This is a genomic window from Archangium sp. Cb G35 (genome assembly GCF_001896145.1).
In the GTDB taxonomy this organism is placed as follows: Bacteria; Myxococcota; Myxococcia; order Myxococcales; family Myxococcaceae; genus Archangium; species Archangium violaceum.
Genome location: NZ_MPOI01000011.1, coordinates 76,054 through 95,455, shown reverse-complemented (window position 1 = coordinate 95,455; position 19,402 = coordinate 76,054). Strand labels below are relative to the sequence as shown.

Below are 19,402 nucleotides of genomic sequence, written 5' to 3'. Positions count from 1 at the left end.
ACGCCCCCCGTCTTGCGGCAAGCCCCCCCAAAAGGTACAAGCTTAAAATGAGGGGAGGGTGGGGCTCTTCCTCTGGACTGGGCCGGGCTCAGGGAGCCGCGCAGCTGGCGTGGTGTCGAGCGTCAGGCCGCAATTGCAAACAAGCCGCAGTGGGCCCAACGGCTCGCGTTCAGGCAGGGCTCACGAGCCCTCTATCTCCATGCGGTAGCCCACGCCGCGCACCGTCTGGAGCGCGAAGCGTGAGGCACTGTTCCACCCCAGTTTGCGTTTGAGGCTGGAGACGAAGTTGTCCACCGTGTGCGGGTCCACCACCACGTCCCGCCCCCACACCGCGTCGAGGATTTCATCCCGCCGCAGCACGCGCTCACGCTCGCGCACGAAGTAGGCCAGCAGGTCGAACTCGGTGCGCGTCAGCTCCACCGTCTTCCCCTCGGGCGTCTCCACCTTGCGCCGGTCCAGATCCATCCGGTAGCCCGCGAAGCGCAGCACCTGCACCGGCACGCCTCCGCCTCGCCGCACCAGCGCTCCCACCCGCGCCAGCAGCTCGCGCAGTCGGTAGGGCTTGCCCAGGTAGTCCTGCGCCCCCGCCTCGAAGCCTCGCACCACGTCGTCCTCGAGCGTCCGCGCCGTGAGCATCAGCACCGGTGTCGTCACCCCCTCCTGGCGCAGCGTCCGGCACAGCGTGTAGCCGTCCCCATCCGGCAGCATCACGTCCAGCAGGATGAGCTGGAAGGTACGCCGGGCCAGGTGCGCGCGGGCCTCGCCCACCGTGGTGGCCTCCTCCACGCCGTAGCCCCCCTGGTTCTCCAGGTTGTCGCGCAGCGCGAGCCGCAGGTTGAGATCGTCCTCCACCAGCAGGATGGCGGGAGTCGTGGAATTCATTCAGCGCCGCTCCGGAAAGGTGAGCTCGAAAGTGGTTCCCTCGGGACTGGAGGCCGCCACGCGGATTTCTCCCCCGTGCAGCCGCAGGATGCGCCGGCACAGCGCCAGGCCCAGCCCGCTGCCGGCCACCTCCCGCCCCTGGCCGCGCAGCCGGTAGAACTCGCCGAAGATGCGTTCCCACTCGGCCTCGGGAATGCCCACGCCGTTGTCCGAGAAACGCACCCACCCGTCCGCGAGCGCCTCCACGCGCAGGCACACCGGATCGCGTGTGTTGTAGGCACAGGCGTTGCGCGCCAGATTCGCCAGCAGCAGCCGCATCAACTGCGGGTCCGCGAGCAGCTCGCGCTCTCCCACGTCGGCCGTCAGCTCCACCGGCACCCGCGCCCACGCCTCCAGGTCCCTCCGCAGTGTGGCCACCAGCTCGTCCAGCCGCACCACCGACAGGTGCGGCACCCACCGGCCCTTGTCGATCCGGTTGAACGACAGCAGGTTCTCCACCAGGAATCCCAGTCCGTCCGCCTCGTGGATGATGCGCGCGGGGTAGTCCTTCGTCTCGGCCCCCTGCGCCAGCCGCCACTCGAGTGTCTCGGCCAGCAGCCGGATGGAGGCCAGCGGCGTGCGCAGCTCGTGTGACACGGTGGCCACGAAGTCGCTCTTGAGCTCCAGGAAGCGGTACTTGCGGTGCTGCGCCACGAAGGCGAGCCCGGCGATCGTCAGCGCCAGCCCCGCGCACAGCACCACCATGCCCGTCTTCAACCGGTAGCGCTGCTCCAGCGCCGCTTCCTCCTGCTCCCACACCGGTGTCTCCACCCCCAGGGGCAGGTTCGCCAGCGGCAGCACCTCCTCCGTCCCGAGCAGCCTCACGTGCCCCTCGGGGCCCAGCAGCCCGCGCTCGCGCATCTCCCGCGTGAGGGTGTCCAGCAATGCCGCGGGAGCCACCGCCACGCCCCGGACATGCTCCTTGTCCTTCGGCTCCAGATACCAGCCGGAGCGCATCAGTACGGGGCCGGGAAGGGACTCGGGCAGGGGCAGGGGCGTGGTTGCCAGCTCCGCCGTGCGCGCCTCGAATTCGATCACCGGCGTCCCCGTCCGCCTGGACAGCTCCACCACGCGCTCGTGCAGGAAGTAGAAGTCGGCACGGGTGAAGCGCGAGCGCTTGAGGAGCAACAGCCGTTGCAGCCCCTCCATCCGGTGGCCCCGGTGGTCCTCCATCCCATGGTGCAGCAGCGACTGCATGAGGGGGCGCTCCGGGGCCGCCCGCTCCGCCAGGGCCTCCAGCACCACCAGGAATCCGGGCACGTCCCTCGTCGAGGCCAGCACGTACCGGACGCGGTGCTGGAGGAAGGCCACCAGCGCGTCCGTCACGGCCCGCGCATCCCGCCGCTCGAGCGCCCGCTCCAGGTCGCGCATCAGCGCGAGCCGCTCCGTCCAGGGGTCCTCCGCGTCCTCGGGGGGCTCCTTGCCGGCGCGCAGCCGCATGTACCGGTCCCAGGCGGGGGAGTCCTCTCCCACGTCATGGAGGGCCAGCCGTGGCAGGAGTTGCTCCCCGCGCTCGCGCAGGTAGAGCCCTCCGGCGGGGGCCAGTGGGTCGGCCGCGGCGAGCTCCAGGGCGGGCCGGGCCTCCTCCAGCTTCTCCCTCAGCGTCTGGCTCAGGGAGGCGAGGGCGTATTGGTCGAGGGCCTCGCGCCGGGAGTGGAGCGAGGCCCGGGCATCCTCGCGCTCGGTGGCGAAGATGCGCTGGAGCTGCCACAGACCCCACCCGAGCCCGGCCAGGCCGAGCACGAGGGCGGAGAGGGTGGGCAGCAGCCTGCGGAACATGGACTCTCTCTACTTGATGACCGGCACGCGGTCGAAGTCCATGGACACCACCGGCGCGAGCTGCTCGAAGCGATCCGTGCGCCGGTCCAGCCCGTGCGCCTTCCGGATGAGCGCGCCCAGCTCCCTGACGTCCGGCCGGTCACGCAGGGGCTCGTCCAGCTCTTCCCACAGCGAAACGAGCTGCGGCCAGGAGAGCGTGCGCACCCAGTACGAGCCACGCAGCTTTTCCGCGAAGGCGGCCGCCACGTAGGACAGGCGCGTGGGCGGCGCGGTGTGGCCATAGGCGGGCCGGAGGATGCTGACGGGCAGGTGCTTCTCCAGCTCCCGCGAGTCGCCGCCTTCCGGCGCCTTGTACCGGATGCGCAGCGTGGCGAAGGACTCGGCGGGCTCGCGCAGCTTCACCTCGTAGATGGCGGTGACGCTGTGGCCCGCGCCCACCTCGCCCGCGTCCACCTGGTCATTGGCGAACTGCTCCTTGGTGAGCACCCGGTTCTCGTAACCCACCAGCCGGTAGCGGGCCACCGCCTTGCGGTCGAACTCGACCTGCAGCTTCACGTCCTTGGCCACCACCTGGAGCGTGCCGGTGAGGTTCTGCACGAAGATGCGCCGCGCCTCCTCCAACTGGTCCACGTACGAGTAGTTGCCCTCGCCCACCTGCGCCAGCCGCTCCATCAGCACGTCATTGTAGTTGCCCATGCCGAAGCCCACGGTGGTCAGGGTGATGCCCTTCGCGGCCTGCGCACGCACCCGCTCCCAGATGCCGTCCGCGTCCGTGATGCCGTTGTTGGCCACGCCGTCCGAGCACAGGATGACGCGGTTGATGCCACCCTTGATCAGGTGCTCCGAGGCGATGGAGTAACCCAGCTCGATGCCGGCCTGGGCGTTGGTGGCGCCGTCGGAGTAGAGCCCGTCGATGGCGGCGAACAGCTTGTGCTTCTCGAAGGCGCTGGTGGGCCCGAGCACCATGCGCGCCGTCGAGCCGTAGACGGCGATGGACACCCGGTCGCGCTCGTCGAGTTCGTTCACCAGCAGCTTCAGCGCCCGCTTCACCAGCCCGAGCCGGTTCTCGATGTTCATGGAGCCGGACACGTCGATGACGAAGACGAGGTGGGCGGGCTTGCGCGCTTCCCGGCTCACCTCGCGCGCCTTCAGCCCGATGTGCACCACGTGGTAGCCCTTGCGGCTGGGCGAGGGGAAGCCTTCCACATTCACGCTGAAGGGGGCCTCGGGATCGCTCCTGTAGCCGTAGTCGAAGCTATTGACGAACTCCTCCACCCGCACCGCCTGCTCGTCGGGCAGAGCCCCCCGCTCCAGGTAGCCGCGCGTCAGTGCGTAGGAGGCGGTGTCCACGTCCACGGAGAAGGTGGAGAAGCGCTCCTCCTCGGTGTCGATGGTCGGATTCACCCCGTAGCTCTGGAAGTACATGTCCGAGAAGGGCTGCTGGGGCAGCGTCGCGGTGCGCTCGGGCGGCGGTGGGGGCGCCGGGGTGGGGTTGGAAGAAGGGGGAGGCGGGGGCGCGGGAGGCGGGCTGGAGTTCTTTTTTCCTCCACTGAAGAAGTCGCTGATGCTCCTGCCGATGGCGCCGAAGTCGAGGGGCGGCGCACCACTGCCCGTCACCACGATCATCTCCTCGGCGAAGCTCTCGGCCAGCATCTCCACGTTCACGCGGACGGTGCGATCCAGGCGCAACTGGATGTCCGAACGCGAGAACGGCCTGTAGCTCTCCTTGTCGAACCGCAGGGTGTAGACGCCCGGTGGCAGTTGGGGGATGCGGAAGTTGCCGTCGGTGTCCGTCACCACGACCTGCTCGCCCATGAGGTTGGGCGAGGTGGCGGTGACCACCACGTCCGAGATGGGCTTCTTCGTATCGGCGGCGACGACCCTGCCGATGATGACGCTATCGGCGAGGGCCGGCGCGGAGAGCAGCAGGAGGACACAGCAGAGGGCACTTCTCAGGGCGTGCTTCATCGTCGGGGCCACCTCGGGCAACGGGGAGACACGACCCATCATCCGGATGCGGCCCGCATGGTGCCTCATGGGGGGCTCCGCTCTTCATCATCGTTTCATCACGCACGCCCGGCCGCGGAGCGGGGCGGCTCCGGTGTTCGTTCCTGGGACGGCGCTTTCCACAACCGGGCAGGCCCCCTCGGTGCCTCCCATGCCCTCCGAGTGATTTCAAGGACTTGGGCGGGTGTCCGGCGCTGGCACGTCCTTCGCTCAAGGGCCCGGACGTGGACATTCCCAAGAAACCCAAGAACCGTCGCAAGCCCTGGCTCCTCATGGGCCTCGGTGCGCTCGTGCTCATCGGCGTGACGGTGGGCCTCTCGCGGCTCCGGGCCGCCGCGCCCGCGGTGGAGCGTGGCACGGTGTGGCTCGACACGGTGAAGCGCGGGCCGATGGTTCGCCAGGTGAAGGGCACGGGCACGCTGGTGCCCGAGCACATCCGCTGGCTCACCGCCGACACCGCGGGCCGCGTCGAGCGCATCCACGTCCGGCCCGGTACGCCCGTGGAGCCCGGCACGCTGTTGCTCGAGCTGTCCAATCCGGACGTCCAGCTCCAGGCCCTGGAGGCCGAGCGCCAGCTCGCCAGCGCGGAGGCCGAGCTCATCTCCCTGCGCACCGACCTGGAGACGCAGCGCATTTCCCAGGCGGCTACCATCGCCACCCTGGAGACCGAGGCCACCAACGCCGAGAGCCAGGCCCAGGCCACCGTGGCGCTGATGGACCGCTCCTTCGTGCCGAAGCTGGAGGTCCAGCAGGTGAAGGGCAAGGCGGGCGAAATGGTCACGCGCCTCAACCTGGAGCGCCAGCGCCTGGCGGTGATCCAGTCGAGCACGCGCGAGCGGCTCGCGGCGCAGCAGGGGCAGATCGAGCGGTTGAAGGCGGTGGCGCGTTTCCGCCGCGCGCAGGTGGAGTCCATGCACGTGAAGGCGGGGGAGGGCGGGGTGCTGTCGGAGCTGCCGCTGGAGCTGGGGCAATGGGTGACGCCGGGCACCGTACTGGCCAAGGTGGTGAAGCCCGAGCGGTTGAAGGCGGAGCTGCGCATCGCGGAGACGCAGGCGCGGGACATCCAGGTGGGCCAGCGGGCGGAGGTGGACACGCGCAACGGCATCGTGGAGGGCACGGTGGCGCGCATCGCGCCGGCGGCCAGCCAGGGCACGGTGCGCGTGGAGGTGACGCTCACGGGCGAGCTGCCCCGGGGCGCGCGGCCGGATCTCACCGTGGAGGGCACGGTGGAGCTGGAGCGGTTGGGCGAGGTGCTGTCCGTGGGCCGGCCGGCGGGCGCTCAGCCCAACGCCACGGTGTCGCTCTTCCGGCTGGTGCCGGGCAGTGACGAGGCAGTGAGGGTTCCGGTGCAGCTCGGCCGGGGCTCGGTGAATTCCATCGAGGTCGTCCAGGGCCTCGGCGAGGGAGACCAGGTGGTGCTCTCGGACATGACCGCGTGGGACGCGGTGGAGCGGGTGAGGCTGCGATGACGATGATGACGGTGGTTCCGGCTCAGGTTCAGGAGATGGCTCCGATGGAGACTCCTTCGATGGCACAGCAGAAGGCCCTCCTGCAGCTCGAGGGGATCACGAAGGTCTTCGAGACGGAGGAGGTGGAGACGCACGCGCTCTCCGACGTCCACTTCGCGGTGCGGCCCGGCGAGTGGGTCTCCATCGTGGGGCCCTCGGGCTCGGGGAAGACGACGCTGCTGGCGCTGCTGGGCCTGCTCGACACGGCCTCCAAGGGCACGTACCTGCTGGATGGCCGCTCGGTGTTGGACCTGTCCCCGGCGGAGCGGGCGCTGGTGCGCAACCAGCACATCGGCTTCATCTTCCAGAGCTTCAACCTCATCGGCGATCTGTCCGTCTACGAGAACGTGGAGCTTCCGCTCACCTACCGGGGCATGCCGGCGGAGGAGCGCCGCCAGCGCGTGGAGCGGGCGCTGGAGCGGGTGGGCATGGGCCACCGGGCGCGGCACATGCCGGGGCAGCTCTCCGGCGGTCAGCAGCAGCGCGTGGCCGTGGCGCGCGCCGTGGCGGGAGATCCGCTCATCCTCCTGGCCGACGAGCCCACCGGCAACCTCGACTCCAAGAATGGCGAGCAGGTGATGCAGTTGCTCGCCGAGCTCCACAAGGGCGGCGCCACCCTCATCATGGTGACGCACGATCCGAACCAGGCGCGGCTCGGCACGCGGATGGTGAGCCTCTTCGACGGCCGCGTCGTCCAGGACGAGCGCCTCCGCTGAACCGCAGCGCCCCCGCAGTCCCTCCCCGGGAACCCCCATGGACACCTTCCTCCAGGATGCTCGCTTCGCGCTGCGCCTGCTCCGCAAGAGCCCGGCCTTCACGGTGGCCGCGGTGCTCACGCTGGCGCTCGGAATCGGCGCCAACACCGCCATCTTCAGCGTGGTGAATGGCGTGCTGCTGCGCCCGCTGCCGTACAAGGCGCCCGAGCAGCTCGTCTTCATCCAGGAAGGCACGCCCAGCTTCCCGTCGATGAGCGTCAGCATCCCCAACTTCATGGATTGGAGGGCGGGCCAGCGGACCTTCACGGACCTGGCGGCCTTCCGGACCGGGGCCTTCGATCTCACCGGGGTGGACATCCCCGAGCGGCTCGGGACCCGGCTGGTGAGCGCCTCGCTGCTGCCGCTGCTGGGGGTGAATCCGGCGTTGGGGCGCAACTTCCTTCCCGAGGAGGACGTGCTCGGCGGACCTCCAGTGGTGATGCTCTCCCATGGTTTCTGGGTGCGGCGCTTCGGCCAGGATCGGAGCATCCTCGGCAGGACCCTGACGCTCAATGGCGTGCCGCACACGGTGGTGGGTGTGCTGCCCCAGGACTTCCAGTTCTACACGGCCCAGGACATCTGGGTGCCGCTGGCCCGGACGGAGAGCCGCTTCTTCGAGCAGCGCGGCAACCACCCGGGCATGTATGTGGTGGGCCGGCTCAAGCCCGGCGTGACGCTGGCGCAGGCGCAGGCGGACCTCGAGGGAATCGGCAAGCGGCTGCAGGAGGCCTATCCGGACTCCAACAGCAAGGTGCTGCCGCGGTTGTCGATGCTCCATGAGCGGCTCGTGAGAGACCTGCGTCCCAGCCTGCTGGCCCTCATGGCGGCGGTCGCCTTCGTGTTGCTGATCGCCGCCATCAACGTGGTCAACCTGTTGCTCGCCCGTGGCACGGCGCGCCAGCGTGAGCTGGTCATCCGCGCCTCGCTCGGTGCCGGACGTGGCCGGTTGATCCGCCAGATGCTGGTGGAGTCCGCGCTGCTGGCGCTGGTGGGCGGTGGGTTCGGGCTGATGCTCGCGCTGTGGGGCGTGGATGTGCTCGCGGCCTCGCGGCCGGAGGGAATCCCCACCACCGCGACCTTCGCCGTGGACGGCAAGGTGCTGGGCTTCACGCTGGTGCTGTCGCTCGGGGTGGGGGTGCTGCTCGGCATCCTCCCGGCGCTCCGGGCCAGCCAGGTGTCGCTGGTGGAGACGCTCAAGGACACGGGCGCGGGGGCCGCTCGCTTCCGGGGCCGGGCGCGTGACGCCCTGGTGGTGGCCGAGGTGGCGCTGGCGCTCACGTTGCTGGTGGGAGCGGGGTTGCTCACGCGGACCTTCGTTCAGCTCAAGGGGTTGGATCTGGGCTTCAAGCCCGAGAACCTGCTGACCCTGCGCATGTCCGCGCCGGAGAGCCGCTTCCCGGGTGTGGAGTCGCTCCGCGCCTTCATCGAGCAGTCGCGCGAGCGGCTGGGCGCGGTGTCCGGGGTGCACGCGGCCACGTACTCCAACGGAATGCCGATCATCGGTTTCTCGGACACGAGCTTCCGGATCTCGGGCCGGCCGCCTCCCGAGAAGGGCGAGGCGCCGCAGTCGGTCCTGTTCATCACCGCCCCCAACTACTTCGAGGCCATGGGCATCCCGCTGCTGGAGGGCCGCGGTTTCCTGCCCACGGATCGCGTGGGGAGCACGCCGGTGATCGTGGTGGACGAGGTGCTGGCGAAGCGCTTCTTCCCTGGCCAGAGCGCGCTGGGGCAGAAGATCAACACCCAGGGCGACCGGGATTTCGAGATCGTCGGGGTGGCGAGGCACGTGCTCGCCTACGGTCCCGGAGAACCGGAGCCCGCGCCCTTCCAGTTCTACCTGCCCTTCCTGCAGGTGCCGGATCAGTTCGTGACGCAGGTGGGCCGCTCGCTGACGCTGGCCGTCCGGGGCGATGGCAACGCCGACGCACTGGTGCCTCGGGTGCGCGAGGAGTTCAAGGCGATGGACCCGGACCAGGCGCTGTCGGGGCTGGCCTCCATGGATTCGGTGGTGGAGAACTCCCTGGGCGATCGCCGGTTCGTGCTCGGGCTGGTGGGTCTGTTCGCGGTGCTGGCCCTGGTGCTCTCGAGCATCGGCATCTACAGCGTCATGTCCTATACGGTGGCGCTGCGCACCCGGGAGATGGGCATCCGCATGGCGCTCGGGGCGCGCGAGATGGACGTGGTGCGCCTGGTGGTGGGCTACGGCGTGCGGCTGGCCCTGATTGGCGTCGTCATCGGCGCGGTGGCCGCGGGCATCCTCACGCGGCTGCTCGACAGCCTGGTGCAGGGCGTGGGGACGACGGATCCGCTGACCTTCGGTGGGACGGCGGTGGTGCTGGCGGGAGTGGCCGTGCTCGCGAGCTGGGTGCCCGCGCGGCGCGCGGTGAAGGTGGATCCCGCCCAGACGCTCCGCGCCGAGTGAAACGAGCGAACTTCATGTCCCAACCCCTCATCTCCCTTCGCGACGTCGAGAAGTCCTATCCCCTGGCGGGAGGCCGGACGTGGGTGTTGCGCCGCATCCAGCTCGACATCCACGCCGGTGAGTTCGTCACGCTCATGGGCCCGTCCGGCGCCGGCAAGTCCACGCTGCTGTCCCTCCTGGGCATGCTCGACGCCGAGTGGCAGGGCCAGTACTTCCTGGACGGCCAGGCGGTGCACTCGCTGGGGGCGAAGGCGCGTGCCGAGCTGGCCAAACGCACCATCGGCTTCGTCTTCCAGCAGTACCACCTGCTGGACAGCCTCACCGTGGCGGAGAACCTCGAGGTGCCGCTCTCCTACCGGGACCTCAAGCGCTCCGAGCGTGAGGCCCTGGTGGGCGACATGCTCGACCGCTTCCAGCTCGTGGGGAAGAAGGACCTGTACCCCAACCAGCTCTCCGGCGGGCAGCAGCAGGTGGTGGGCATCGCGCGGGCCCTCATCGCCAACCCCCAGGTGCTGCTGGCCGACGAGCCCACCGGCAACCTGCACTCCACCCAGGCGAAGCAGATCATGGAGATGTTCCAGGCCCTCAACCGCGCCGGCACCACCGTGGTGCAGGTGACGCACTCCGAGGCCAATGCCGCCTACGGCCACCGCGTCGTGCAGCTCTCCGACGGGTGGATTCAAACCGGCTGAGCCCTCGCCCGCTCTCTCGCCGCCCCGCCCGGAGTGGAACCCTGGAGCGCGCCGCTCCACTCCGTTTTCCCTCCGGGCCACTGCTTCTGGCAGAGTCTCTTCCCCCAGGAATCCGCCGTGTCCGAGCCCGTCTCCGCCACCCCCGCCCCCGCCAGTGCGCCGCAGGCGCGCATCCTCATCGCCGACGACCAGGCCGACGTGCTGGAGGCGCTGCGCTTCCTGCTCAAGCGCGACGGGTACGCCATCCACACCGCCCAGTCCCCGGCCGGTGTCCTGGCCACGCTGGAGTCAGAGGACGTGGACGTGCTGCTCATGGATCTCAACTACGCGCGGGACACCACGTCCGGCCGCGAGGGGTTGGATCTGCTCGCGCGCGTGCGCCAGTTGGACTCGTCGCTGCCGGTGGTGGTGATGACGGCGTGGGGCAGCGTGGAGGGCGCGGTGGAGGCCATGCGCGGCGGGGCGCGCGACTACGTGCAGAAGCCGTGGGACAACACGCGGCTGCTGGCCACGCTGCGCACCCAGCTCGAGCTGGGCCGGGCGTTGCGCCGCTCGCGCCGGTTGGAGGAGGAGAACACCCACCTGCGCAAGGGCGGGGAGCGTCCGGCCTTCCTCGGGGAGTCGCGGGCGATGCAGCCCATCCGCCGCATGGTGGAGCGGGTGGCGCCCTCGGGGGCCAACGTCCTCATCACCGGCGAGCACGGCACGGGCAAGGAAGTGGTGGCGCGGTGGATCCACTCGGCCTCGGGCCGTCCCGAGCGTCCCTTCGTCGCCGTCAACTCCGGAGGCCTGTCCGAGGGCATCTTCGAGAGCGAGCTGTTCGGCCACGTGAAGGGGGCCTTCACGGACGCGAAGACGGACCGCATCGGCTGCTTCGAGCTGGCGGACGGCGGGACGCTCTTCCTGGATGAAATCGGCAACATGCCGCTCACGCAGCAGGCCAAGCTGTTGCGCGTGTTGCAGACGGGCGAGCTGCATCCGGTGGGCTCCTCGAAGGTGCGCCGGGTGTCGGTGCGCGTCGTCTCCGCGACGAACGTGGACCTGTCCAAGGCGGTGGCAGAGGGCCGATTCCGCGAGGATCTGCTCTACCGCCTCAACACGGTGGAGGTGCACCTGCCTCCCCTCCGGGAGCGGCGCGAGGACATCGCCCTGCTGGCGGCGCACTTCCTCAACATCCATGGCCACCGTTACGGGCGCTCGGGCCTGAAGCTTTCGCCGTCCGCGCTGGATGCGCTGATGGCCTACCCGTGGCCCGGTAACGTGCGCGAGTTGGAGCACGCGGTGGAGCGCGCGCTGCTCATGGCCGCCACGGACGAGGTGACGGCGGAGGACTTCCTCCTGCGGCGGGGCGGTGGGGGCCGCGAGGGTCAGGCCCGGCTCGAGGAGATGACGCTGGAGGAGGTGGAGCGCTACCTCATCGAGCGCTCCCTGGGCCGGCACGAGGGCAATGTCAGTGACGCGGCGAAGGCGCTCGGCCTGTCGCGCAGTGCGCTCTACCGCCGCATGCAGTACTACGGCATCAAGGGCGCCCGGTGAGCCGGCGCAAGCCGCTCGCGCACGACGTCCACATCTTCCTGCTGGCGTTGCTGGCGGGGTTGCCGGGCTCCATCACCGCCCTCGTGCTCCTGTGGGGCGGAGACGCGAGCACGAAGGTGTGCTGGACGCTCACTGTTTTCGTGGTGGGCGTGCACCTGGGCGCGGCGTTTTCCATCCGCGAGCGCGTCACCCGGCCGCTGCAAACGGTGGCCAACCTGCTCGCGGCCCTGCGTGAGGGGGACTACTCGGTGCGCGGGCGCGGCGCCCGAGGGGGAGATCCCCTGGGCGAGGTGTACCTGGAGACCAACACCCTGGCCGAGACACTGCGCGAGCAGCGGCTGGGCGCCATGGAGGCGGACGTGCTCCTCACCCAGGTGATGCAGGAGATCGACGTCGCCGTGCTGACCTTCGATGCCGAGGGCACGCTGAAGCTCGTCAATCGCGCCGGGGAACGGCTGCTCGGCCTGCCTCGCGCGCGCTTGATGAACCAGAAGGCAGAGGGGCTCGGGCTCGCGGAGCTGCTGGAGGGCCCGGTGCCGCGGCGCCTCGCCCGCACCTTCGCGGTGGAGGGTGGGCCGTACGAGCTGCGCCGGGGGACGTTCCGGCAGGGTGGACTGCCCCACCAATTGGTGGTGCTCGCGGACCTGCGGCTGGCGCTGCGCGAGGAGGAGCGCGAGGCGTGGCGGCGATTGGTCCGGGTGCTGAGCCATGAGATCAACAACTCGCTGGCGCCCATCCACTCCATCTCGGACTCGTTGAAGGAGTCGCTGTCGCAGGTGCCCCGGGCGGCGGACTGGGAGGAGGACGCGCGGATGGGCCTGGGCATCATCGCGCGGCGCAGCGAGGCGCTGGGGCGCTTCATGTCCGCCTATGCCCGGCTGGCGCGCCTGCCGCCGCCGAGGCTCTCGCCGCTGGAGGTGGACCCCTGGGTGCGGCGGGTGGCGGCGCTGGAGACGCGGCTGCCGGTGGAGGTCCGCCCGGGGCCCATGCTCGCGGTGAGCGCGGACGGCGATCAGCTGGAGCAGTTGCTCATCAACCTGGTGCGCAACGCGGTGGACGCGGCGCGCGAGCGCCAGGGCAGGGTGTGGGTGTCGTGGACGGCCCCCTCGGCGGACGCGGTGGAGGTCTGGGTGGAGGACGAGGGCCCGGGTCTGGCGGACACGGCCAACCTCTTCGTGCCCTTCTTCACGACGAAGCCGGAGGGCAGTGGCATCGGCCTGGCGCTCAGCCGGCAGATCGCCGAGGCGCATGGGGGCAGTCTGCGCCTGGAGAACCGGACGGAGGGCCCCGGGTGCCGCGCGCGGCTGCGGCTTCCGTTGAACGTGGCCGGGCCGCGGCGTTGAGCTTCAGTGCCGCGGGCCTCAGCGCTGCGCGGCGGGCAGGCGGATGGTGAAGGTGCTGCCCTGGCCCGGCTGGCTCTGCACGTCGATGCGGCCCTTGTGCTTCGCGATGATGCCGTAGCTGACGGACAGTCCCAGGCCCGTGCCCTGGCCGCGCGGCTTGGTGGTGAAGAAGGGCGTGAAGAGCTTGGAGATCGTCTCCTGGGTCATCCCCTTGCCGGTGTCGGCGATCTCCACCACCACCTCGCTGCCCTCCTGGCGGGTGCGGATGCGGATCTCCCCCCGCGTTTCGATGGCATGAGCCGCGTTCTGGAGCAGGTTGGTGAACACCTGGCCGATCTGCGTGGCGTGGCAGCTCACGGGCGGCAGCGGACCGAAGTCGCGCTTCACCTCGCATTTGTACTTGAGCTCGTTCCAGACGATCTTCAGCGCGGAGGCCATCTCCGTGTTCACGTCCACCAGCTGGGGCTCGCCCGTGTCCTCGCGCGCGAACGAGCGCAGGCTCTGGGCGATCTCCTTGATGCGCCGGGTGCCCGCCAGCGACTCCTCGATGAGCTCCGGCATGTCGCTGAGCAGGTAGTCCACCTCCTCCTGCTTCCACAGCTCGGCCATGCGCTCGAGCAGCTCCGCGCTGGCCCCGTCCGGGTTGGACACCAGCTCGCGCTGCAGCTGCAGCAGGGTCGAGAGCGAGGAGACGTACTGGTCGAGCGTCCCCAGGTTGCTCATCACGTAGCTGACGGGGTTGTTGATCTCATGCGCGACGCCCGCGGCCATCTGTCCCAGCGAGGCCATCTTCTCGGCCTGGATGAGCTGGGCCTGCTGCTCCTCCAGCTCGATGGTGGCCTTGAGCAGCTTCTCGCTGCGGTTGCGCACCAGCTCCTCGAGGCTGTCGCGGTGGCGCCGCAACTCCTCCTCCTGCTGGAGGAGCCGCGCCTCGGACAGCTTCCGCTCGGTGATGTTGCGGACGATGGACACGGCCTCGTCGGGGCCGCTGCGGCGGATGCGGGCCTCGAAGTACTCGCGCCCCTCCGGCAGCTCCAACGCGTAGTCGAACACCTCCAGGGTGCCTTCCCGGATGGCGCGCCCCAGGTGCATGAACATCTTGTCGGTCAGCGCCTTGGGGAACGGCGCCTGGCGCATGTTGCTGCCGATGAGGGTGTCGGCGGAGACGGCCAGGTCCTCGGGCCTGGGGGCGTGGTAGTCCAGGTAGGTGCCGTCCGCTCTCTGGCGCAGGACGATGTCCGGCAGGGTGCGGATCAGCGAGCGCAGGCGCTCCTCGGTGAGCTTCTGCGTGGTGATGTCCACGTTGGTGCCCACCATGCGCAGCGGGCGGCCCTGCTCGTCACTCGCCACCACCCGGGCGCGGGTCAGCACCCAGCTCCACCCGCCATCCTTGCGCCGCAGGCGCTGCTCGCGCTCGACGAAGGGAATGGCACCCCGGATGTGCTCCTGGACGAGCCGTTCGCTCTCGTCCGCGTCCTCGGGATGGCACAGGCGCATCCACGAGTCCCGGGTGTGCTCCAGCTCGCCCTCGTCGTAGCCCAGCATGCCAATCCAGGCCCGGTTCGCGAACACCCGGCCCGTGGTCATGTCCAGGTCCCACAGGCCGTCCTGCACGCTGTCCATCATCAGCCGCAGGCGCTCGGCCAGCAGCCGCACGCGCTCCGCGCTGGCCTCCTGCGTCTGGCGCAGCTCCTGCTCGGCGTACCGCCGCCGCCACTCCTTGCGACCGCCGGCGATCAGGTCCCCGCAGGCGCTGAGGAAGGGCTGGAGGAAGTCGATGAGCCCGGCGTCGTAGCCGCCCGGGCGTTGGGTGAGCGCCACCAGCCCCACCCGCTCTCCTCCGGACTCCAGGGGCAGCCCGAGGAAGGTGTGCCGCGCGCCGGGCTCTCCGCCCCGCACGGGCGCGCCCGAGGTGAAGACGGCTTCCACGACCGCGCGTGGCGTGCCCGGCTCCCGCGCCGGTGCGTCCCGCGTGACGGAGAGCTCCCACGTGGTGCCGTCCTCCTCCCGGGGAACGCTGGCGAGGAGCTGGAGCGAGGGCGGGGTTCCCGGGCAGTCGAGCACCTCACCGATGACGCCGGACGTGCTGCCCGTCAGCTCCAACACCCCCGCGAGCAGCCGGTGGAGGATGTCCTGGGGCTCTCCCCCACGGATGAAGTCCGCCTGTGCCGCGGAGATGGCCCGCAGCAGGGCGTTGCTGGCTCGCAGCTTCTCCTCGGCGGAACTCTCGCCACCGGTGCTCACACCGGAGGTGTCCCGGGAGACCGGAGCCGGACCTTGAGGGTGGGAAGCCATGGAGGGGGACCTTGGGAGAGTGCGGCGACTGCGTCCGGGGACGGAAATCTACCTGATATCTCCTGAAGTGACACGCCTCCGCCCTCGGGACGGCGGATGTCAGCCGAAGAACACCATCAGCAGATGGGCCAGCGAGGCGAGCACGACCGCGGCGGCCGTCGTGCACAGCGCGGTGAGCAGGACCGGATGCTTGTCCACCGAGCGGAGGACCTCGTGGAGCCCGCGCTTCATCAGCGTGCGCTGGCACTGCACGTGGATGCGGCCATCCATGACGCCCTGCAGCTCCAGCATCATCTCGTCGGCGGACTGGAAGCGCTTCTCCGGCGTCTTCGAGAAGCCCTTGTGGAGGAACCAGAGGAGCTCGGACGGCACCGGCGGCTGGTGCGGGCTCGTGTTCTGGGTGAAGATCGAGGGCGCCGTCTTCTGGACGGCCTCGAGCACCTCGGCCAGCGACTCCCGGCCCTCCAGGTAGTGGTTCAGGGAGAGCAGCTCGTGGAAGAGCACGGTGAGGCTGTAGGTGTCGCTGCGCTCGTCCATGGCGTCGTGCTGTCCCCGGGCCTGCTCGGGGGACATGTAGAAGGGCGTGCCCACCACCGCGCCCATCTGCGTCTGGAGCGAGGCGGCATCACGCAGGCTGGCGGGCGCGCTGCCCGCGGACGCGGCACCGGCCTCGCCCGCCGGGGTGCGCACGCGCCGGGCCAGGCCCCAGTCCATCACGGTGATCTCGCCATAGGGCCCCACCATGATGTTGGCGGGCTTGAGGTCGCGGTGGATGAAGCCCTTGCGGTGCGCGTACGCCACCGCGTTGAGCACGCCGATGAAGATCTGCACGCGGACGGGGAAGCTGAAGCGCGCGTGCGCGGCGCGATCCCCCTGGCGCAGCTTGTGGATGATGGCCTCGAGCGTGTCGCCCTGCAGGTGCTTCATCACGAAGTAGTAGCGGCCCTGCTGGTCGATACCGACGTCGTGCACCGGGACGATGTTGGGGTGGTCCAACTGCCCGATGGTGCGGATCTCCTCCACGAAGCGCAGCAGGCGATCCACGTCGTTCGTGTCCGTCAGGCGCTTGAGGGCCACCATCCGCTCGATGTCATGGTCCTTGAGCAGCACCACCTCGCCCATGCCGCCCTGACCCAGCCGGTGCAGCTCCTCGAAACGCTCCCGCTCGAAGGGGACCACGTTGGGCTTGTCTCCGGCCCACTCCACCCGGGGGAGCACCGTGCTGCGCCGCGCGGCGGCCGTCGCGGCGGCACTCGGGGTCACGGCCACCGGAGCGGGGGCATTCCCGGGCTGGGAGGCCGGGGAGATGTAGGTGGCATCCAGGCTGGCGTTCGGGACGTATCGGAGCGTGTCCGTCATGGGGTTCCCTGAATAACAGAACCTCCACCGTCTCGCCCGGCTGCCTGCTCCCTTTGGCTTGTCGTGGGTTTGCCTACACCGGCGGGACGGAGTCCTCGCTCAATACACCGAAAACGTCAGGGAGCGGCCCGCCTCGAAGCGGGGCTCTCGCTGGAGCTGCTCCAACACATTGGAGGTGCAATGGAGTGTGACCAGGGGAATGCTCCCCGGAGCGCTGACCCATTTCACCGAGTCCATCAACGCATGGGACTGGAGGTAGCTCAGCACGGTGTCGCGAAACTGCTCACCCATTACGCACGCCGCGGCGTGGGCGGCCGAGCGGTCCCGCTGGGGCGCGGGACGGTACTCGGCGGCGGGCTCTTCCCGGGGCATGACGATGGTCTCGATCCACATGCTGTGCCTCCAGAGTCTCAGGCGCCGAGAAAAGCGGTCATTAGATTATCGCAAGTAAGTCGTTTCGGGTTGCGTCATTTCTACTTTTCTAACGGAGCCGGGTTTGTGTTGAGGGATGACCAGATGCGCGAGGCCTGGGGCGAGCCGGCCTTGCCATTCACGACGGCGAGCACCCGGCCCCGGGCGTCGAGGGCGATGACGTAGGGCTCCCGGCTGGAGCCGAGTCCGAGCGTCCCGGCCAGGGTGCCATCGCGATCCAGCAGGGTGTCATCCCAGAAGGGCCGGGGCACCTGGGCCTGCACGCGGCGGCGCACCGTGCCCATGCCCACGAAGAAGGGCAGGTGGAGGGAGATGATGGACTCGCGCTGGACGCTGCCGGGGGCGTGCTGATCGGCGGCCTCGAACCACCGCCGCATCTCCTCGCCGGCGTCCTTGTCGGTGATGGCGACGAGCAGCGTGGGTTGGCCCACGTACTCCTGGCTCGAGTGCTCCTGGCCCAGGAGATCCTTCCCCGAGAAGCCGGGCAGGGGCTGGCCCACGCCGGGTCCGTCCGCCGCCCCCGCGGGAAGCGCCAGGGCGCAGGCGGTGAGCGCCACCGTCCACCAGACTCCGGCTCCTCGAAGCTCCGGCATGCACTCCTCCTCGTGGGAGATGGATGCGGCGCCTCTTGAAATGTGACGGCGGGGTTCCTGGAGCCCGGTGGCCGGGCCCCTGGACGGGCGGGCGGAGCGGGCGCCTGCTCAGAGGTCCTTGGCGACGGGGAGCCGGATGGTGAAGGTGCTGCCCTGGCCGAACTGGCTCGTCACCTCGATGCGGCCCTTGTGGCTCGTGACGATGCCCTCGCTGATGGACAGGCCCAGCCCCGCGCCCTTGCCGGGCGGCTTGGTGGTGAAGAAGGGGCTGAAGATCTTCGAGAGCACCTCCGGCCTCATCCCATGTCCGGTGTCGGAGATGCGCACGAGCACCTCGTCTCCCTCGTGCAGGGTGGTGACGTGGATGGTGCCGCGCTCGGGAATCGCCTGGACGGCGTTGAGCAGCAGGTGGGTGAACACCTGGTTGAGCTGGGCGGGGCGGCCGAGGATGGGCGGTACCTGGGCGTAGTCGCACTTCACCTCGCACCGGTACTTGAGCTGGTTCCACACCACCTTGAGCGTGGTGGCCAGCTCCTTGTTCACATCCACCAGCTCCGGCTGCTTGGAATCCTCCCGGACGAAGGCCTTGAGGCTCTGCACGATGTCCGCCACGCGGTGGGCGCCCTCGCGCGAGTCGTTGAGCAGATCGTTCACGTCCCCCAGGAGGTAGTCGAGATCCTCCTCCTCCTGGAGGGTGCGGATGCGCTGGCGCAGCTCGGCCTGGGGCCCCGGCAACTCGCCCAGCCCGTCCGCCAGCTCGCGGTGGAGCTTGATCAGCTCGGTGAAGACGGAGAGGTACTGGGTGAGGGTGGCCAGGTTGCTGGTGATGTAGCCCAGGGGATTGTTGATCTCATGGGCGATGCCGGCCACGAGCTGTCCCAGCGAGGCCATGCGCTCGGAGTGGAGCAGCTGGGCCTGCCGCTCCTCGAGCGCCACGGTGGTGTGGAGCAGCGACTCGGTGCGGCTCTGCACCAGCTCCTCCAGATGATCCCGGTGGCGCTGGAGCTCCTCCTCGTGCTGGCGCAGCAGCTCCTCGGTGTGCAACCGCTGCCGCTGGCCGCGCCACCCCAGGATGATGCTGCAACAGGTGGCGACGAAGGGCTGGAGGAACTCGATGAGCTCGGGGCCGTAGCCGCCGGGGCGGTTGGCGATGCCCACCATGCCCACCAGCTCGTCGCCGGACTTGAGGGGCAGGCCGAGGAAGGCGTTCAGGGGCGGGTGTCCGGCGGGGAGTCCGCCCGCGTGGGGGTTCGTCGCGGCCTCGTTGGCGACCAGGGGCTCCCCGGTGGTGAGCACCCGGCCGAAGAGCGTCTCGAGGTTGCGGAACTCCATGCCCTGCGCGGTGCTGCGCTCGTAGAGCGCCTTCAGCTCGTCCGTCCAGGCGATGTTGGTGAGGGCGAGGGTGCGCAGATAGGGGCTGCCGTGCTCATCGCGGAGCACCTCGCCGACGAAGCCGTACTCACTCTCCGTCAGCTCCAGCAGCACGGCCAGCAGCTTGTCGAAGAGGATGTGGGCATCGCTGCCCCCGATGAACTCGAGCTGGGCCGCGGTGAGAGCCTGGAGCAGGGTGTTGCTGGCATGGAGCGCCCGCTCGGCCACGAGCGCACGCGAGCGGGTGCGGCCCTGGGCTGAGTCCGGGCGGCGGCCCGGTGCGGCTTTGCTCATCGTTTCACCATGCTAACCCGCCCGGGGGAGCGGACCGGCTCCATCATCTATCCACCCGGTTTGATGTCCAAGCTCGCACGCTGGGAGTGCTAGGG

At 69.8% G+C, this 19,402-nt stretch carries 14 protein-coding genes; 6 read left to right on the top strand and 8 right to left on the bottom strand.

The features are described 5' to 3' along the window. Positions 1 to 180: 180 nt before the first annotated feature. From BO221_RS31070 to BO221_RS31060, 3 genes are read right to left on the bottom strand one after another with little or no spacing between them, the layout of a single operon-like run. Positions 181 to 882 carry a response regulator transcription factor gene (locus BO221_RS31070; RefSeq protein WP_073564475.1) on the bottom strand — a complete coding sequence of 234 codons (702 nt, stop codon included), beginning with the start codon at positions 880 to 882 and terminating at the stop codon, positions 181 to 183. Then, positions 883 to 2,700, bottom strand: a complete 1,818-nt coding sequence (locus BO221_RS31065) for a HAMP domain-containing sensor histidine kinase (RefSeq protein WP_073564474.1) — start codon at positions 2,698 to 2,700, stop codon at positions 883 to 885. It lies immediately after the preceding gene. Positions 2,701 to 2,709: 9 nt separating this feature from the next. After that, positions 2,710 to 4,737, bottom strand: coding sequence for a von Willebrand factor type A domain-containing protein (locus tag BO221_RS31060; protein ID WP_369865897.1), 2,028 nt, complete (start codon positions 4,735 to 4,737; stop codon positions 2,710 to 2,712). Positions 4,738 to 4,931: 194 nt separating this feature from the next. On the opposite strand from BO221_RS31060, the gene BO221_RS31055 reads away from it, so the two are divergent. The 6 genes from BO221_RS31055 to BO221_RS31030 all read left to right on the top strand — a co-directional run bounded on the left by BO221_RS31055 (position 4,932) and on the right by BO221_RS31030 (position 12,963). After that, positions 4,932 to 6,176, top strand: coding sequence for an HlyD family secretion protein (locus BO221_RS31055; RefSeq protein WP_073564770.1), 1,245 nt, complete (start codon positions 4,932 to 4,934; stop codon positions 6,174 to 6,176). A 59-nt stretch (positions 6,177 to 6,235) separates the two neighbouring features. Continuing rightward, the gene (locus BO221_RS31050) at positions 6,236 to 6,931 is read left to right on the top strand and encodes an ABC transporter ATP-binding protein (RefSeq protein ID WP_233166323.1); all 696 of its coding nucleotides are present in this window, start codon (positions 6,236 to 6,238) and stop codon (positions 6,929 to 6,931) included. Between the two features lie 37 nt (positions 6,932 to 6,968). Next, positions 6,969 to 9,392, top strand: coding sequence for an ABC transporter permease (locus BO221_RS31045; protein WP_073564473.1), 2,424 nt, complete (start codon positions 6,969 to 6,971; stop codon positions 9,390 to 9,392). 14 nt (positions 9,393 to 9,406) lie between these two features. After that, positions 9,407 to 10,084, top strand: coding sequence for an ABC transporter ATP-binding protein (locus tag BO221_RS31040; RefSeq protein WP_073564472.1), 678 nt, complete (start codon positions 9,407 to 9,409; stop codon positions 10,082 to 10,084). 117 nt (positions 10,085 to 10,201) lie between these two features. Next, positions 10,202 to 11,620 carry a sigma-54 dependent transcriptional regulator gene (locus BO221_RS31035; protein ID WP_073564471.1) on the top strand — a complete coding sequence of 473 codons (1,419 nt, stop codon included), beginning with the start codon at positions 10,202 to 10,204 and terminating at the stop codon, positions 11,618 to 11,620. Further along, a complete protein-coding gene (locus BO221_RS31030) occupies positions 11,617 to 12,963 on the top strand; it encodes a PAS domain-containing sensor histidine kinase (protein ID WP_073564470.1) in 1,347 nt (448 codons plus the stop codon). Before BO221_RS31035 ends, BO221_RS31030 begins: the two co-directional genes overlap by 4 nt. An 18-nt stretch (positions 12,964 to 12,981) precedes the next feature. Here the strand turns inward: BO221_RS31030 and BO221_RS31025 are convergent, their stop codons facing one another. The 5 genes from BO221_RS31025 to BO221_RS31005 form a co-directional block, all read right to left on the bottom strand. Continuing rightward, positions 12,982 to 15,258, bottom strand: coding sequence for an ATP-binding protein (locus BO221_RS31025; protein WP_233166322.1), 2,277 nt, complete (start codon positions 15,256 to 15,258; stop codon positions 12,982 to 12,984). 99 nt (positions 15,259 to 15,357) lie between these two features. Further along, the gene (locus BO221_RS31020) at positions 15,358 to 16,617 is read right to left on the bottom strand and encodes a serine/threonine-protein kinase (RefSeq protein WP_073564469.1); all 1,260 of its coding nucleotides are present in this window, start codon (positions 16,615 to 16,617) and stop codon (positions 15,358 to 15,360) included. A gap of 99 nt (positions 16,618 to 16,716) precedes the next feature. Further along, positions 16,717 to 17,010, bottom strand: a complete 294-nt coding sequence (locus BO221_RS31015) for a hypothetical protein (protein ID WP_073564468.1) — start codon at positions 17,008 to 17,010, stop codon at positions 16,717 to 16,719. An 80-nt stretch (positions 17,011 to 17,090) separates the two neighbouring features. Continuing rightward, positions 17,091 to 17,642: a hypothetical protein gene (locus BO221_RS31010; RefSeq protein WP_073564467.1), complete on the bottom strand. Its 552-nt coding sequence runs from the start codon at positions 17,640 to 17,642 to the stop codon at positions 17,091 to 17,093. A gap of 108 nt (positions 17,643 to 17,750) precedes the next feature. Then, a complete protein-coding gene (locus BO221_RS31005) occupies positions 17,751 to 19,307 on the bottom strand; it encodes an ATP-binding protein (RefSeq protein WP_073564466.1) in 1,557 nt (518 codons plus the stop codon). Between the last annotated feature and the right edge of the window lie 95 nt (positions 19,308 to 19,402).

Coding starts and splice junctions, on each gene's coding strand:
- BO221_RS31070 (WP_073564475.1), bottom strand. CDS start 882: ATGAATTCCACGACTCCCGCCATCCTGCTGGTGGAGGACGATCTCAAC.
- BO221_RS31065 (WP_073564474.1), bottom strand. CDS start 2,700: ATGTTCCGCAGGCTGCTGCCCACCCTCTCCGCCCTCGTGCTCGGCCTG.
- BO221_RS31060 (WP_369865897.1), bottom strand. CDS start 4,737: ATGAGGCACCATGCGGGCCGCATCCGGATGATGGGTCGTGTCTCCCCG.
- BO221_RS31050 (WP_233166323.1), top strand. CDS start 6,236: ATGGCACAGCAGAAGGCCCTCCTGCAGCTCGAGGGGATCACGAAGGTC.
- BO221_RS31045 (WP_073564473.1), top strand. CDS start 6,969: ATGGACACCTTCCTCCAGGATGCTCGCTTCGCGCTGCGCCTGCTCCGC.
- BO221_RS31040 (WP_073564472.1), top strand. CDS start 9,407: ATGTCCCAACCCCTCATCTCCCTTCGCGACGTCGAGAAGTCCTATCCC.
- BO221_RS31025 (WP_233166322.1), bottom strand. CDS start 15,258: ATGGCTTCCCACCCTCAAGGTCCGGCTCCGGTCTCCCGGGACACCTCC.
- BO221_RS31020 (WP_073564469.1), bottom strand. CDS start 16,617: ATGACGGACACGCTCCGATACGTCCCGAACGCCAGCCTGGATGCCACC.
- BO221_RS31015 (WP_073564468.1), bottom strand. CDS start 17,010: ATGTGGATCGAGACCATCGTCATGCCCCGGGAAGAGCCCGCCGCCGAG.
- BO221_RS31010 (WP_073564467.1), bottom strand. CDS start 17,642: ATGCCGGAGCTTCGAGGAGCCGGAGTCTGGTGGACGGTGGCGCTCACC.
- BO221_RS31005 (WP_073564466.1), bottom strand. CDS start 19,307: ATGAGCAAAGCCGCACCGGGCCGCCGCCCGGACTCAGCCCAGGGCCGC.